The organism is Saccharopolyspora hattusasensis (assembly GCF_050972075.1).
GTDB lineage: Bacteria > Actinomycetota > Actinomycetes > Mycobacteriales > Pseudonocardiaceae > Saccharopolyspora > Saccharopolyspora hattusasensis.
On record NZ_JBPCDC010000001.1, the window covers coordinates 745,544 to 758,424 of the forward strand.

13 protein-coding genes and 1 pseudogene are annotated in these 12,881 nt (G+C 68.8%); 3 read left to right on the forward strand and 11 right to left on the reverse strand.

Annotated elements, in window-relative coordinates; translation table 11 throughout:
* Nucleotides 1-50: 50 nt before the first annotated feature.
* Together ACRXBZ_RS03495 and ACRXBZ_RS03500 are read right to left on the reverse strand one after the other, a co-directional pair.
* The gene (locus tag ACRXBZ_RS03495; protein ID WP_433877756.1) at nt 51-1,763 is read right to left on the reverse strand and encodes an ABC transporter substrate-binding protein; all 1,713 of its coding nucleotides are present in this window, start codon (nt 1,761-1,763) and stop codon (nt 51-53) included.
* A 643-nt stretch (nt 1,764-2,406) separates the two neighbouring features.
* Nucleotides 2,407-2,484, reverse strand: coding sequence for a putative leader peptide (locus ACRXBZ_RS03500; protein WP_371812942.1), 78 nt, complete (start codon nt 2,482-2,484; stop codon nt 2,407-2,409).
* A 246-nt stretch (nt 2,485-2,730) separates the two neighbouring features.
* Between ACRXBZ_RS03500 and ACRXBZ_RS03505 the strand changes: the two genes are divergently transcribed.
* On the forward strand, nt 2,731-3,387 hold the full coding sequence (locus ACRXBZ_RS03505; RefSeq protein WP_433877757.1) for a 3,4-dihydroxy-2-butanone-4-phosphate synthase: 657 nt from the start codon (nt 2,731-2,733) through the stop codon (nt 3,385-3,387).
* A gap of 841 nt (nt 3,388-4,228) precedes the next feature.
* Here the strand turns inward: ACRXBZ_RS03505 and ACRXBZ_RS03510 are convergent.
* Nucleotides 4,229-4,474, reverse strand: coding sequence for a hypothetical protein (locus ACRXBZ_RS03510; RefSeq protein ID WP_433877758.1), 246 nt, complete (start codon nt 4,472-4,474; stop codon nt 4,229-4,231).
* Nucleotides 4,475-4,606: 132 nt separating this feature from the next.
* Here ACRXBZ_RS03510 and ACRXBZ_RS03515 point away from each other — a divergent pair, with 132 nt between their 5' ends.
* Complete coding sequence (locus ACRXBZ_RS03515) at nt 4,607-4,777, forward strand: hypothetical protein (RefSeq protein WP_433877759.1); 171 nt, start codon at nt 4,607-4,609, stop codon at nt 4,775-4,777.
* A gap of 3 nt (nt 4,778-4,780) precedes the next feature.
* Here the strand turns inward: ACRXBZ_RS03515 and ACRXBZ_RS03520 are convergent, their stop codons facing one another.
* Together ACRXBZ_RS03520 and ACRXBZ_RS03525 are read right to left on the reverse strand one after the other, a co-directional pair.
* Nucleotides 4,781-6,136, reverse strand: a complete 1,356-nt coding sequence (locus ACRXBZ_RS03520; protein WP_433877760.1) for a PrsW family intramembrane metalloprotease — start codon at nt 6,134-6,136, stop codon at nt 4,781-4,783.
* A 79-nt stretch (nt 6,137-6,215) separates the two neighbouring features.
* A pseudogene (locus tag ACRXBZ_RS03525) lies at nt 6,216-6,576 on the reverse strand (aldehyde dehydrogenase family protein); the annotation flags it as partial.
* Nucleotides 6,577-6,592: 16 nt separating this feature from the next.
* Between ACRXBZ_RS03525 and ACRXBZ_RS03530 the strand changes: the two are divergent.
* On the forward strand, nt 6,593-6,763 hold the full coding sequence (locus ACRXBZ_RS03530) for a hypothetical protein (protein ID WP_433877761.1): 171 nt from the start codon (nt 6,593-6,595) through the stop codon (nt 6,761-6,763).
* 22 nt (nt 6,764-6,785) lie between these two features.
* On the opposite strand, the gene ACRXBZ_RS03535 is transcribed toward ACRXBZ_RS03530, so the two are convergent.
* The 6 genes from ACRXBZ_RS03535 to egtA all read right to left on the reverse strand — a co-directional run bounded on the left by ACRXBZ_RS03535 (nt 6,786) and on the right by egtA (nt 12,782).
* Nucleotides 6,786-7,688, reverse strand: coding sequence for a hypothetical protein (locus ACRXBZ_RS03535; protein WP_433877762.1), 903 nt, complete (start codon nt 7,686-7,688; stop codon nt 6,786-6,788).
* 326 nt (nt 7,689-8,014) lie between these two features.
* Nucleotides 8,015-8,353: a hypothetical protein gene (locus ACRXBZ_RS03540; protein WP_168589421.1), complete on the reverse strand. Its 339-nt coding sequence runs from the start codon at nt 8,351-8,353 to the stop codon at nt 8,015-8,017.
* Nucleotides 8,354-8,473: 120 nt separating this feature from the next.
* Nucleotides 8,474-9,445 (reverse strand): L-histidine N(alpha)-methyltransferase, encoded by a 972-nt coding sequence (gene egtD, locus ACRXBZ_RS03545; RefSeq protein ID WP_433877763.1) that lies wholly within the window; start codon nt 9,443-9,445, stop codon nt 8,474-8,476.
* Nucleotides 9,442-10,194 carry an ergothioneine biosynthesis protein EgtC gene (gene egtC, locus ACRXBZ_RS03550; RefSeq protein WP_433877764.1) on the reverse strand — a complete coding sequence of 251 codons (753 nt, stop codon included), beginning with the start codon at nt 10,192-10,194 and terminating at the stop codon, nt 9,442-9,444. The genes egtD and egtC overlap by 4 nt, the downstream gene beginning before the upstream one ends.
* A gap of 3 nt (nt 10,195-10,197) precedes the next feature.
* Nucleotides 10,198-11,535 carry an ergothioneine biosynthesis protein EgtB gene (gene egtB, locus ACRXBZ_RS03555; protein ID WP_433877765.1) on the reverse strand — a complete coding sequence of 446 codons (1,338 nt, stop codon included), beginning with the start codon at nt 11,533-11,535 and terminating at the stop codon, nt 10,198-10,200.
* Between the two features lie 17 nt (nt 11,536-11,552).
* Nucleotides 11,553-12,782 carry an ergothioneine biosynthesis glutamate--cysteine ligase EgtA gene (gene egtA, locus ACRXBZ_RS03560; RefSeq protein ID WP_433877766.1) on the reverse strand — a complete coding sequence of 410 codons (1,230 nt, stop codon included), beginning with the start codon at nt 12,780-12,782 and terminating at the stop codon, nt 11,553-11,555.
* Nucleotides 12,783-12,881: the final 99 nt, after the last annotated feature.

Sequence of the window (12,881 nt, forward strand, 5' to 3'; positions counted from 1 at the left end):
CTTTCGCAGGAGGGCGTGGCCCGCCGGGAGCCCGGGCTCCCGGCGGACGATCACTTCCGGTCGCTCTTCCAGGTGTCCACGAAGTGGTTGCGGGACTGGGCGTCGAAGACGATGCCGTGCACGTACGGCGCCTGGGCGATCACCTGCGAGGGGTTGTAGACCGGGTTCACCAGCGCGTACTTGTCGAGCAGGAGGTCCTGCGCCTCCTTGGCGTACTGGGTGCGCGCGGCCGGGTCGAGGGTCGTTTCGAGCCTGCCCAGCACCTGCGTGACCTCGTTCGCGTCGACCCCGGTGGAGTCCTTCGTGACGTACGCGCCGTTGCCGTTCTGCGGCCCGTACTGCAGGTTGAGGACCGCCGGATCGTTGCGGGAGCGGTTGGCGGCGACGACGTTCCAGTCGGTCTTCGCCTTGGCCTGCTGGGCGGTGTAGTCGGGGATCGGCACGACGGTGAGTTGCAGATCGATACCGATCTTCCGCAGGTCCTGCTGGATCGACTCGTAAGCCGGCTTGTTCACCACCAGGTTGTTGATGCCCAGCAGCTTGACCACCAGTTTCTTCCCGTCCTTGACCCGGATCCCGTCGGGGCCGGTCACCCAGCCGGCCTCGTCGAGGATCCGCGCGGCCTGCTCCGGGTCGTACTTCAGCACCGAGCCGCTGTAGTCGACGTGTCCGGGCACCGACGGTTCGAGGATCGAGTTCGCAACCGAGTAGGAGTCGGTCAGGATGGTCTTCTGGATCGTCTGCCGGTCCCAGCCGAGCTGGATCGCCTTGCGGACCGCGATGTCGTTGGTCGGGAACAGCGAGCTGTTGAAGTCGAACCGGATCGCCGTGCCGGACACGCCGCGGTGAAGTATCCCGAAACCCTGTGCGGACAAGGGCTTCTCGTCGGTCGTGCCGACGTCGAGGGTCGCGTCGATCGTGCCGGACACCAAAGAACCGGTGCGGACGCTGGCCTCCGGGATCGTGTTGAACACGATCCTGTCCAGGTATGCCTCGCCCTGGTGGCGCAGCGCGGGCGGAGCCCAGTCGTAGCCGTTTCGCTTGACCAAGACGGTTTTAGCCTGCGGCTCCCACGACTCGTATACGAACGGGCCGGTACCGATCACCTTCTTCGGGTCCGTCCGCTGCTCCGCGCTGAGCTTCAACGTCGAGGGCGACAGGAAGCCCGGTTGCGCATTGGCCGTGAACGAAGACGCCTGGAGGAAGCTCGCGAGCGGCTTCTCGAAACGGACCACGGCGGTGTACTCGTCCACCACCCTGGTTTCGAGGTAGCCGGGCAGCAGGGTGGCGCCGTTGGGCAGGATCCCCAGGCTCGGGTCGCCGTGCACGTACTGGTCGAAGTTGGCTTTGACGGCCTCGGCGTTGAACGGCGACCCGTCGCTGAACGTCACGTCCCGACGCAGGTGGAAGGTGAACTCGGTCAGTTCCTTGTTGTACTCCCACGACTGGGCCAGCCACGGCGTGATCTCACCGGTCTTGGGGTCCTGCCAGGTCAGCTTGTCGGTGATGTTGTTGCCGATCAGCGACTCGGCGTAGTTGGTGCCCCACTGCGGATCGGGGCTGCGCTGGTAGTCGATCAGCGCGAACTGCAGCGTGCCACCGCGGACGGGCGCGCCGTCGGCCGCGCCCGGATCGGCGCTGCCGCCCCTGGTTGCGGCGAAAGCGATTCCGGCGATCAGCAGGATGGCGAACGCGATCGCCGGCAACCGCCATTTCTTGCGCGCGAAGGTCGCGCTCTCGATGGAACTGCGAAGGTCGGACATGGACTTCTCCCGTGCTGGAAAGGCAGCGGACGACGGCACGAGCTGGTGACATCCGTCGTGGTCGGCAGGCATGGTCCTGCCACCGCGGGCGGATTTCTCTGCCGTTGGGCGGAAGAGGGCGCACAGCACTCTCACAGATTTGAAGGGCTCTGAAACCCGGAGGATTGCGCAGGTTCGCTGCCGGCATTCAGGCGCGAACGGTACGGCTGTCGATCAGCCCTGACACCGAGCGCTGGCGAAGAACACGAGGTCGACCTCTCGCCTGGACCATAGGAGTGAATCACTCACGAGGGGACTATATGTCGCGAAACAGGGCCAGCCAACGCATCCCACGAGGCAAGATCCCACGGAAAACACAACCGAAACACAAGGAGGCGGCCAGCTAATTAGGACGAAGCAATGTTGATGCCCTTGCCGAAGACGCCGCCGTCCGGTGGTGGCGGTCGTGGTCACGGTTGCCTCCTGGCAGGGGGATCCAGTCGTCGGCCGGGTCGGTGACGTCCGGAATCCGGCTACCGCGCAACGGAGTCTCCGGGTCGGAGTGTGTGACCGGCCTCCAGACCGGGAAACAACGACGGTCCGTGCGGGAGCGGCTGACGTCGAAGCCATGCCGTATCGGCAGCGGTGTTTCGGGCTCGGATGATCAGGAGGCCGAACACGCCGCGGAACCAATTCGCAGCAGATCCACGTGGCGGCGATTGGTCAGCAGCGGTCGGAGCACACGGCAACGCTATGGAGGCGGCCGACGCGATGTCAAGCGCGGTGCAGCATGTCACCGCCGGAGGCGCGAGGATTTCAGGTACTGGGACGGCAGCTGGCGGACGTTGACGTTCGAGATCTCGGGCAGCGATGCTTGGAAGACCGGATCGGCCACGCTACCCGGCGTGTGACGTCGCGGGCCGCTTCATTGGTCCGATGTGGATAGTGGAACTGAATCGGCCCGGATCCGTCCTTCCAAGGGGAGAAAATGGACGACCAGCGGAAACGCGCAGCGGTTCTCGATCGCCGACCAGGCGAGCTCAGGTCGATCGGCCTGGCACTGGACGAGATCGCGGCAGGCCGGCCGGCGATCGTCCACGGCTGCACGTCCGGTGACGGCGGCCTCGTGTTCGCCGCTTCGCGCGCGGACGTCGAGCTGACGGCCTTGGCGGTCCGCCATTCATCAGGCTTCCTGTGCGTGGCGCTGCCGCGCGGGCGCTGCGATGCGCTCGTGCTGCCGCCCATGTCTCCCCGGCTGCAGGAGCACCAGGGCGCGACGGTGTGCGTCACCGTGGATGCCAGCACGGGCGTGAGCACCGGCATTTCCGCCTCGGACCGAGCCAGGACCGCTCGCGTGCTCGCCGACCCCGACGCGGGCCCCGCGGACTTCACCCGGCCGGGCCACGTGGTGCCGGTGGCCGTCGGCGATGCCGGTGTGCTCGGCAACGCCGGACTCGCCGAATCGGCCTTCGACCTGGTCGGACTCGCCGGGATGCCACCGGTCGCAGTGTTCGCCCACCTGGTCAGCCCAGCGGACCCGACCCGGATGGCCACCGACGACGAACTGCGCGGATTCGCGGCGAGCGAGCACATCGCCGCCGTGTCGGTGCCCGAGATCGCAGCTGCTCGCCGGTCCGCCAGGTAAGACGACCAACTGCCGGGCACGCTCGCCACGGACGACGACAGTTGACCTTGCCTGGTCGAGGAAGTTCAAGCCGTGTTACTGACCGTGTACGTGACGGAGCCCCGATCGCATTGATCGGGGCTCCCAAAATTCTCGGCACTTGAAGCTACCGGCGATCCTGCGTATCGCCTCCCGTAACTCGGTCCCCCGGGGCACACCAAGCAATGGAACTTTGTCCGCCGCCTACCAGCCTATCTGGTCCAAATACCGTGTAGGGGCCGCGCCAACTCGCGCAAAACGCCACCGCGCGAAATCTTTCCCCTGGGTATTCGGCACGAAAACAATTGGAACCTGATCCCTCTTGATTTCCACTCACAACCCGTCCCGACGAACAGGAACCGGCCCGCGTGCCAACTCCCGTCGCCCCTTCGGCCGTACTGGTTCCTGCGAGCGCCACCGAGATCATTCCTGCGATCATCGCAGCAGTAATCACACGCCGTCGCATCATCCTGAACTCCTCTCAAGTTGACAGTCCGGGGACGAATGGAAGAGTAGTCGCCCGTCGCCGCATTCTGCTCGATAAAGCACCTTTGGTTCACCAAATCGGGGCCATTGTCCACCATCAGGGGGAGGCATACCGCACGAGAAGAAAACCTAAAGGCGGATTGTTTCCGCGTGCCGGGAAAGCATATTCCATAACGATATATGCACCTGCGCCGCGAACCGGCAGCGGGTCGTCGCGGGGTGGAACGTATATTGAATCCAAGTCCGGTTTGGCCGCAACGCCCAGCGCGAGTCATCGCGCCTGCGTGCGGCAGGAAGACTTGCGCTCGAACCCAGATGTCGTTTGTGGACGGATGCGTCAGTATTCGTGCATGAACCGGTCGAACGCGGCGTTGGCCACGCCCCACTCGTGAGTGATCAACTCGGTCGGCACGCCCGGCCGTGGTTCGGCGTCCACGGTGACGACGAACCCCGGCTCGGAAACGCGGCGGCGCAGCTGCACCAGGCATCCGCCGGCGGAGCGGCCGAACCGCTCCCCGTTGTCCTTGGACTCGACCTGCCCCGGCGTCAGGGCGGACAAGTCGTCGTTCGAGTTTTCCGCCATGCGCCCGTTGTAACCCAATCCGGCGGCCCCTGCACGGCGTTCAGCCCTCCAGCGACCTAATCAAGCACCCGCCGTTCGCCCGCACCCCGGTCCTACTGGTTCTTCGGAGCACCACCGGACGACGCCGGCACCGTGCTCTACATCGGCAACGATCACCCGCTTGCCGACCACTTCGGACGGTCGCGCGAGCTCGGCGAGATCGAGACCGGCCTGGTGAACATGGTCCAGGGCAACACGATCGCGCTCTATCAGAACCCGAAGCGGCCGTGGCACGCGCTGTGGCCGCGGATCCGCGCCAGCTGACGCTCAGCGAGGTCCCCAAGGCCCGCCGGGCCGTGGGCCGTTCGGGCCCGGCGGCTGCGGCGGACGCCCCGGCGGACGGTGCCCGCCAGGCGGGAACCCGCCGGGCGGCGGACCGCCGAAGCCCGGCGGACGCGGCTGGTAGGTCGGCAGCTGGCCCGGTGCCAGCTGCGCCGGCGGCGCGAAGAAGCCGGACCGCTCCTGCCGCGCCCACGGCGGCGGGGGCGCCTGCGGCATCCGCCGGAAGAACGCGTCCCGCGCAGTCCGCATCAACCCCAAGATGGCCTCCCGTCTGGCGAAGAACTTGTCCGGCGGGATCGTCTCCTTCTCCGCGTGCGCGTGCAAGAGTGCCAGTTCGGTTGCCGCCAACTGGTAGTCACCCATCGCCCGCGCCCCAGTCGCGCCCGCCTGCGCGCGCGCCCAGTGCCGGGCCTTCCGCCGCCCGGAGAGGCTGCCGAGCATCTGCACGTCGTTGGGCTGCACCAAGCCGCTCGGGATGTAGGCGGGCAGGTACTTGCGGATCAGGTGCACCAGCCGCTTGCGGTCCAGCACGACGACCACGACCAACGCGACCAGCACCAGGAAATCAACCAGGTACGCCACCACCATGCCCAGGAAACCGGCGAACGTCAGGCTCCCGTTCCACAGCGCGTGCAGGAAGACCGCGCCGCACCAACCGCCGACCACAGCGAAGAACCTGCCCGGGCCGCGGTGCGTCGCGGCGTAGGCGACACCGAGCCCGGTCATCGCGGTGTAAAGCGGATGCCCGAGCGGCGCGATCACGCCGCGGATCAGCACCGTCCCCCAGATCTCCCCGGTCTCCGCGCCCAATCCCTGCATGTAGTAGAGGACGTTCTCGACGAGCGCGAAGCCCAGCCCGCACATCCCGGCGTACACGATGCCGTCGGTCGGCCCGTCGATCTCGTGCCGCCGCACCCACAGCAAGTACAGCAGCAGCGCGCCCTTGAAGCTCTCCTCGACCACCGGGGCCACGACCGACACCGTGATCACCGAGGCGACCTCGGCACCCAGCGCCGGGGCCATCAGGAGCCCGCTGCCGGTGTTCACGATCAGCGCGCCGATGATGGCGACCCCGGCACCCCAGCCGAAGGCCAGCCACAGGTTGAGCTGCGGCTCCGGCTCCAACCGGTCGATGAGCAGGATCAGTGCGATGAGCACGACCGCGGTCGGCAGCGCCAGCGCGGTGCCGATCACGACGTTCAGCGGCCCGCCCTGCAGCAGGTAGAAGGCGAGCGCCAGCAGCAGGCAGAAACCGGACACCACCAGGCCGATGATCAGCGGTATCGGCGCGCGGTTGGAGCTGCGGCCTTCCAGGACGGACCGAGGACTGAGTGCGGGCATGCCCGCGAGCGTAGGAGATGGCCTCCGGATCGGCCCCGAGGACCACGCTCTTCCCCGGATCCGGCGCCTGCTATCGGCCATCCCGGTAGATCGACATCCCGGTGCCCACGTGGTCGAACAGCGTCGGCCCGAGCCAGAACCCGTCGGCCCCGCCGTCGACCTGCACGCCGCGCCCGTCCACCACCAGCTCGGCGCCCGCCTCGACCGGACGTCCATATAGGCGTTATGCGGTCCCGGTGGGCGGCGGTGACCGGCGGGCCCATGTCGCAGTTGCGCCGGCCGTCACCGACGTTGAGCTTGGCCATCCGCTCGGCGATCTTGGCGACGAGCTCGTCGCCGACCGGGTCGACGGCGAGGACCACGGAGATGGCCATGCACCGCTCCCCCGCCGAGCCGAACCCGGCGGACACCGCGGCGTCGGCGGCCAGGTCGAGATCGGCGGCCAACGCGACCCGCTTGGCCCAGCAGGCGCTACGGGATCTGGCCGAGGCGACGGCGCTCGCCGCCCGCAAGGCGAGGTTGCCGGTGCTGGTGGGGGTCATCGACGACGGCAGCCGAGCAAATTCCACCGCCTCGCTGGTGTCGTTGCACGTCGCGCTGCTGGCTTGGTCCCGTGAGTGGTTTTAGGCGCTCCAGCACCCAAAACCACTCACGGACCCAGGCACTTCCGGCACCTCATCGTCGGTCCTTGCCACCCCTCCCTGCGAAGCACGACCATGACCTCGCGCGCCACTGCGCACGGGGTGCGGGCGACGTCCTGCCAGCCGTACACCAGCCGGGCCGTTCCGCTGAGCTCGGCGAAGTTGTCCCGCCTGCGGTCCCGGAACGCCGTTTCGGCATCGCTGTGGTAAGTCCGCCCGTCCAACCGGACGATCAGCGGGACCCCGGTCGCCTCGTAGCTGCAGTCCTCCAGGAGTTTCCGGCCGAATGCGTTGACGGGCACCTGACGACGCGCGCGCGGAATCCCGTGTGCGCGCTCGACGTCGAGGAAGTAACGGGTTTCCAGCATCGACGTGAGCCCTTCGCCGAGCAGGCGAACTGCGCGATCAAGAGCGATCCGGTGGCGATAAGCAGGTCTTGCCGCCAACCGGGCGCGTATTTCCTCCGCGCCAACACGGTTCGCGGAGGCGACCGACAGCAATGTCCGCTCTGCTGACGCCTCATCGGGTTCGGCGGTGGCCAGGTCGATGACGGTATCCGCACGCGACGTCCGCGGCGGGTCGTGGGAAACGACGATTTTCTTGAAAGCGCGACTGCGGTGCACAACCACGCCGGCCTGCGGCAGGGCTGAAGTCCCGTACGGAACGGTGATGTGGATAGGGCCGTCATCGACCGGCCACCACCCCCATTCCTGCGCAGCGGTGCGGTGGCTGAGCGCGGCCGGGAGGTCGCCGTACAGGAGGGCGGCGGCAATCCGGGCCGATCGTGGGAGCGGACCGCTGAACAAGGCGACAACTCCGCGGTGGACGCGTTGCCACCTCCCGGCCTTGACGTTAGCCCGCACCACGTCGTCGCTGATCCCGAACTTCCGCAACTGTTTGCGGGCGAACACGGCGTGCTGGCTTCGGTTCAGCAGCTCCCAATCCGCCTGGTCCGATTCTCGAATGAGTAGAGGCACACCGTTAAAGAGAAGCGAGCTGCCCGCACGGATACACTCGTGAGCCTTTTAGGGGCCACAAGGCTTGGAATTACGCACGATCCGGGCATCCTCGACGGCAACATTCTGACGCATCCGCGCCGCCTCAGGATCCGGCGCCCCGAAAGCCCCGTGCGTACTTTTGGGCGTCATAGCACCCAAAAACACGCACGTGCACCTTCTGGTGGCGGGTGTAGCCGCACCTGTCCGGAGCCCGGACAGGTGCGGTTCGTCGACGCAGATCAGCGCGAGAACATCACCGATCGCACCTTGACCCCGGCCGGGGCGCTCTGCCCGGGCCGCAGCACGTAGAACACGTCGGTGGCGCAGCTGTCGTCCAGGTAGACGACCGCCGTGGCGTCGGTCCGGTTCTGCACCCGGTAGGCCGGGACGGACTGGTTGGGCAGGTCGAGCCGGTGGCAGAACCGCCCGGCCGGATCGAAGAGCCCATCCCGCTGGACCGCGCCGTACCGGTCGAACGAGTAGATGAACTCGCCCTGCGCCGCGAGCGCGGAACCGGGCAGGGTGAGCAGCAGACCGGCCGCACCGAGAGCCGCGGTGACAATTGCGCGTAGCCGCATCGAAATCGTCCCTTCTTCGGGAAAAACGGACACTACGCCGCAATAGTCGTGCGCCCGGCAGCACGCGCCACCCTGATCACCCGCCGGTGGGGTGATCACCGGCGGATTCACCGATCGGCCCTACCGCGCCACGGCCAGGGAGAGCGCGAAGTCCGCCGCGTCGTCCAGCCACCAGCGGTGCAGCTCGAAGCCTGCCACCGCGAGCTCGTCGCGGACGCGCTCGTGCCGGAACTTCGCCGAGACCTCGGTGCGGATCTCCTCGCCCTCGGCGAAATCCGCCGTCAACCCCAGTTCCGGCAGCCCGACCCGCATCGGCCGCTGCGCCCGCAGCCGCATCTCGATCCACTCCTGCTCGGCGTTCCACAACGCCACGTGCCGGAAGTTCCCGGGCTCGAAGTCGGCACCGAGTTCCCGGTTGAGGACCCGCAGCACGTTGCGGTTGAAATCCGCGGTCACCCCCCGCGCGTCGTCGTAGGCGCGGACCAGCCGGTCGGGTTCCTTCACCAGGTCGGTGCCCAGCAGCAGCCACTCCCCCGGCCGCAGCGCCGCGCGCACGGCGGCGAAGAACCGGGCGCGCTCGGCGGGGAGCAGGTTCCCGATCGTGCCGCCGAGGAACGCGACCAGCCGCCCGGCGCCCGCGTTCAACGCGGAGAGGCCGCTGGTGAAGTCGTCGACGACGCCGCGCACTCGTAGTTCCGGGTAGTCCAGCGCGATGGACTCCACCGCGGCGCGCAGCGCGGCGCCCGAGACGTCCAGCGGCACGAACCGCTCCAGGGTTTCGTTCTTGCGCAACGCGTCCAGCAACAGCCGGGTCTTCTCCGACGAACCGGACCCGAGCTCGACCAGGGTGGCCGCGCCGGTGATCTCGGCGACCTCCAGTGCGCGCTGCTGGAGGATCTGTTGCTCGGCCCGGGTCTGGTAGTACTCCGGCAGGACCGTGATCTGCTCGAAGAGGTCGCTGCCGACGGCGTCATAGAACCACTTGGGCGACAACCACTTCGGGCTGTCGGTCAGGCCCGCGCGGGCCTCGGTGCGCAGCTCCCGGGCCGCGTCTTCCTCGGTGAATCGGACTACCAGTTCCGGCTCGCTCATCGATCCCCTCCCGGCAACGACGACAGCTGCACGTTCTCGGTGTCCGCGACGAGCAGGCACCGGTCCGGGACCTCCACCCAGCCGGTGTCCGCGCCGAACGGCTCGGAGGCCACCGTCACCGCCGTCTCGGTGCGGCGCACCCACAAGGAATGCGTCCAGGTAGTGGCGATGAGCCGGGTACCGTCGGAGAGCAGCAGGTTCAGCCGCGAATCCGGCGCGGTGGCGACGACCTCGCCGACAAGCTCCCGCACCGCCTGATCCGGCTCCGCCCCCTCGACCAACCGCTGCCGCAACAACGCCCACAACACCGCCGAGTCGGTCGACGCCTCCAGGGTCAGCAGGTCCACGACTTCCAGTCGGACGGCCAGTTTCGCCAGCGAATCGGGCCAGCCGGTGACCCGGCCGTTGTGGCTGAACAGCCAGGTGTCGTCGGTGAACGGGGCGCACGCGCCAGGCGTCACCGGCATCCCGGCGGTCGCCGAGCGGACCGCCGCGACGACCGCGCCGCTGCGCACGTCCGCCGCGATCTGCCGGAAGGATCCGTCCGTCCACATCGGAATCGCGGCGCGGTAGCGGGCGGTGGCGCCGTCCGGCCGGTACCAGCCGACGCCGAAGCCGTCGGCGTTGACCGTGCCGCCGCCGCGCATGTCGTCGGGCGCCCACGCCTGCTCCAGCAGCGAATGGGCCGGTTCGAGCAGCAGTTCCGCCAGCGACACGGCTGGCCCCAAATACCCCACGTGTCGGCACATCGGTCAGTCGCGCTCCCCACGTCGTGGTGTCCGGGCGCACCGGAATCCGGCGAAGATCTGCCGCCGGATCGGGTAGTCCCAGTTCCGGAAGGTGCCGCGGCACGCGGCGGCGTCGGTGCCGAAGGAACCGCCGCGCAGCACCTTGTAGTCGGCCCCGAAGAACACCTCGGAGTACTCGCGGTACGGGAAGGCCGAAAAGCCGGGATACGGCAGGAAATCCGTCGCCGTCCACTCCCACACGTCGCCGATGAGCTGCCGCGCGCCGCACGGCGCGGCCCCGTCCGGGTACGCCCCGGCGGGTGCCGGTTGCAGGTGCCGTTGGCCCAGGTTGGCGTGTTCGGGCCGCGGATCGTCATCGCCCCACGGGTACCGGCGGGACCGGCCGCTGGCGGGATCGAACCGCGCGGCCTTCTCCCACTCGGCTTCGGTGGGCAGCCGCTTGCCCGCCCACGCCGCGTACGCCTCGGCCTCGTGGAAGCTGACGTGCACCACCGGCTCGTCCGGCGGTACCGGTTCGACGTGGCCGAACCTGCGCCGCAGCCACCGGTCGCCGTCGAGGCGCCAGAACCGCGGCGCCCGCGGGTCGGCGCGCTGCCGGTACGCCCAGCCCGCGCCGCTCCACCAGCGCGGATCGTCGTACCCACCGGCGTCGATGAAAGCCAGGTACGCGCCGTTGGTGACCGGCGTGCTGTCGAGGTAGAAGTCGTCGACGTGCACTTGGTGCGCCGGTCGCTCGTTGTCCAGCGCCCAGGGTTCCGCCGAAGTGCCCATCGTGAACGGCCCGCCGGGCACGAACACCTCGGCCTGCGGCGCTGCCGCACCGGGCGGCGGCGGGTCCGCGGTGAGGGCCGGCGGCCCGTCCCGCAACTGGTGGGTGGCCAGCATCGTTTCGTCGTGCTGCTGCTCGTGCTGCACGATCATGCCGAATGCGAAGGCTTGCTCGACCAGCCGCCGCCCCTCGAGCGGAACTCGGTCGATCAGGTCGTAGACCTTCGTGCGCACCGTCCCGACGTAGTCGCGCGCCTCGGCCGGCCCCAGCAGCGGCAGCTGCGGGCGGTCGGCGCGGGCGTGCTGGAAGGCGTCGTAGAGTTCGTCGATGTCCGGGCGGATCGCCGGCGCGCCGCCGACATCGCGCACCAGCCACAGTTCCTCCTGGCTGCCGATGTGCGCCAGGTCCCAGACCAGCGGCGACATCAACGGCGAATGCTGTTTGACGAGGTCCTCGTCGTCGACGGCGTCGGTCAGCACCGCGCTGCGCTGCCGGGTGCGCGCCAGTTCGGCGGCCACGTGCGAGCGCAAGTTCGATATCCCCAGTTCGGCCAGATCTTGCGTGCTTTCCACCGGTCACCTCCGGTTTTTCAGCGTTCGTCGGCCGCGGCGAGCCGCTTCGCCACGAAATCCGCCAGCCGGTCGGGCAGTCCCGCCGGGCTGTCCGGATCCTGCAAGTGCCGGCACGCCAGCTCGAATACGTCGTGGGCGGTGCGCGCCAACGCCCGGTCCCGCAGGCCGTGCCGTGCGGCGTGCACCCAGCGGCCGGCTGCCGGGGACGCCACCGAGAGCACCTTGTCCACCGTGGATTCCTCGCGGAACAGCGCGATCAGCGCCCCGGCGGGCAGCATCCAGTCCTGGCCGGGCTGCGCGTCGAGGTAGCGGACCTCGAAGTAGCCGCGCGGCCGCACCGGTGGGAACACCGTGGACAGGTGGTAGTCGAGATCGTCGCGGGTGGGAGGAGCCGGCAGCGCGCCGTGGATCCACTCGGCGAAGCTGATGCCGCTGGGCGCCGTCCAGTCGCCGTTGTCGCGGCGCAGGCACACGATCGTGGTGTCGAGCACCCGCTTGGCCCAGCCGGTGGCCGGGTCGACTGTGATCGGGCCGGGCCGGGTGCGCGGCGGATCGGTGCGCAGCAGCGCGCGGGTGCGGGTGGACACCCAGCCGGTACGTTCGCCGAACAGCATCGGCGAGTTCGCGAACATGGCCATCATCACCGGCCCCAGCGCGTGCAGCGCAGCCCAGCGAGCGGCCACCCGGTCCGGCTCGCCGGCGTCGAGGCAGACCTGCACCCCAGCGGTGCTGCACATCATCAAGCGGCCGTCCAGGCCGACGCGGTCGAAGGCGGTTTCCATCGCGGCGTAGCGCGGCACCCGCAGGATCCGGTTCGGGTACCGCCACGGGTCGGTGCCCTGGTCGCCGAGCACCAGCCCGGCAGCGCGCAACCGGCGCTCGACGTAATCGGCGTCGGCCGCGACGACTTCGAACAGCGACCGCATGGAAGTGGTGGGAAGGCTGGAGACCTCGACCTGGCCACCGGGTTCGACGGTGAGCGCGGATCCGTTGGGCAACTTCCGCTGCGGGCTGTCCGGGACCAGGGAGCGCGGGGCGTGCGGGCCGAGCGCGGCGATCAGCGTCGCCGGGTCGAGCGTTCGGGTCGGGTCGTCGGAGTGGTGCACGGTCCATTCGAGTTCGATGCCGAGCAGCCGCGGTGGGCCGTGCTTGAAGCACACCGACGCCACGTAGGCCTCCGCCTCGGCCCGGGTGCGGACCCGGGAGGCTGGGAAGTCAGCGGCTGCAGGATCGGTCGAAACGGGCAATATGATCACCGCCTGTAATTGGCCGGTTACCGACGCTACCGCTCCCTTCCGGCGTCCGCGACCCTTGTTCTTGAGCCCGGCAGCTGCTACGAGAACGGG

Bases quoted from the DNA above. Each gene is read 5' to 3' on its own strand.
- ACRXBZ_RS03495 (WP_433877756.1), bottom strand. From the start codon at position 1,763: ATGTCCGACCTTCGCAGTTCCATCGAGAGCGCGACCTTCGCGCGCAAG.
- ACRXBZ_RS03505 (WP_433877757.1), top strand. From the start codon at position 2,731: ATGGACGACCAGCGGAAACGCGCAGCGGTTCTCGATCGCCGACCAGGC.
- ACRXBZ_RS03510 (WP_433877758.1), bottom strand. From the start codon at position 4,474: ATGGCGGAAAACTCGAACGACGACTTGTCCGCCCTGACGCCGGGGCAG.
- ACRXBZ_RS03520 (WP_433877760.1), bottom strand. From the start codon at position 6,136: ATGCCCGCACTCAGTCCTCGGTCCGTCCTGGAAGGCCGCAGCTCCAAC.
- ACRXBZ_RS03540 (WP_168589421.1), bottom strand. From the start codon at position 8,353: ATGCGGCTACGCGCAATTGTCACCGCGGCTCTCGGTGCGGCCGGTCTG.
- egtD (WP_433877763.1), bottom strand. From the start codon at position 9,445: ATGAGCGAGCCGGAACTGGTAGTCCGATTCACCGAGGAAGACGCGGCC.
- egtC (WP_433877764.1), bottom strand. From the start codon at position 10,194: ATGTGCCGACACGTGGGGTATTTGGGGCCAGCCGTGTCGCTGGCGGAA.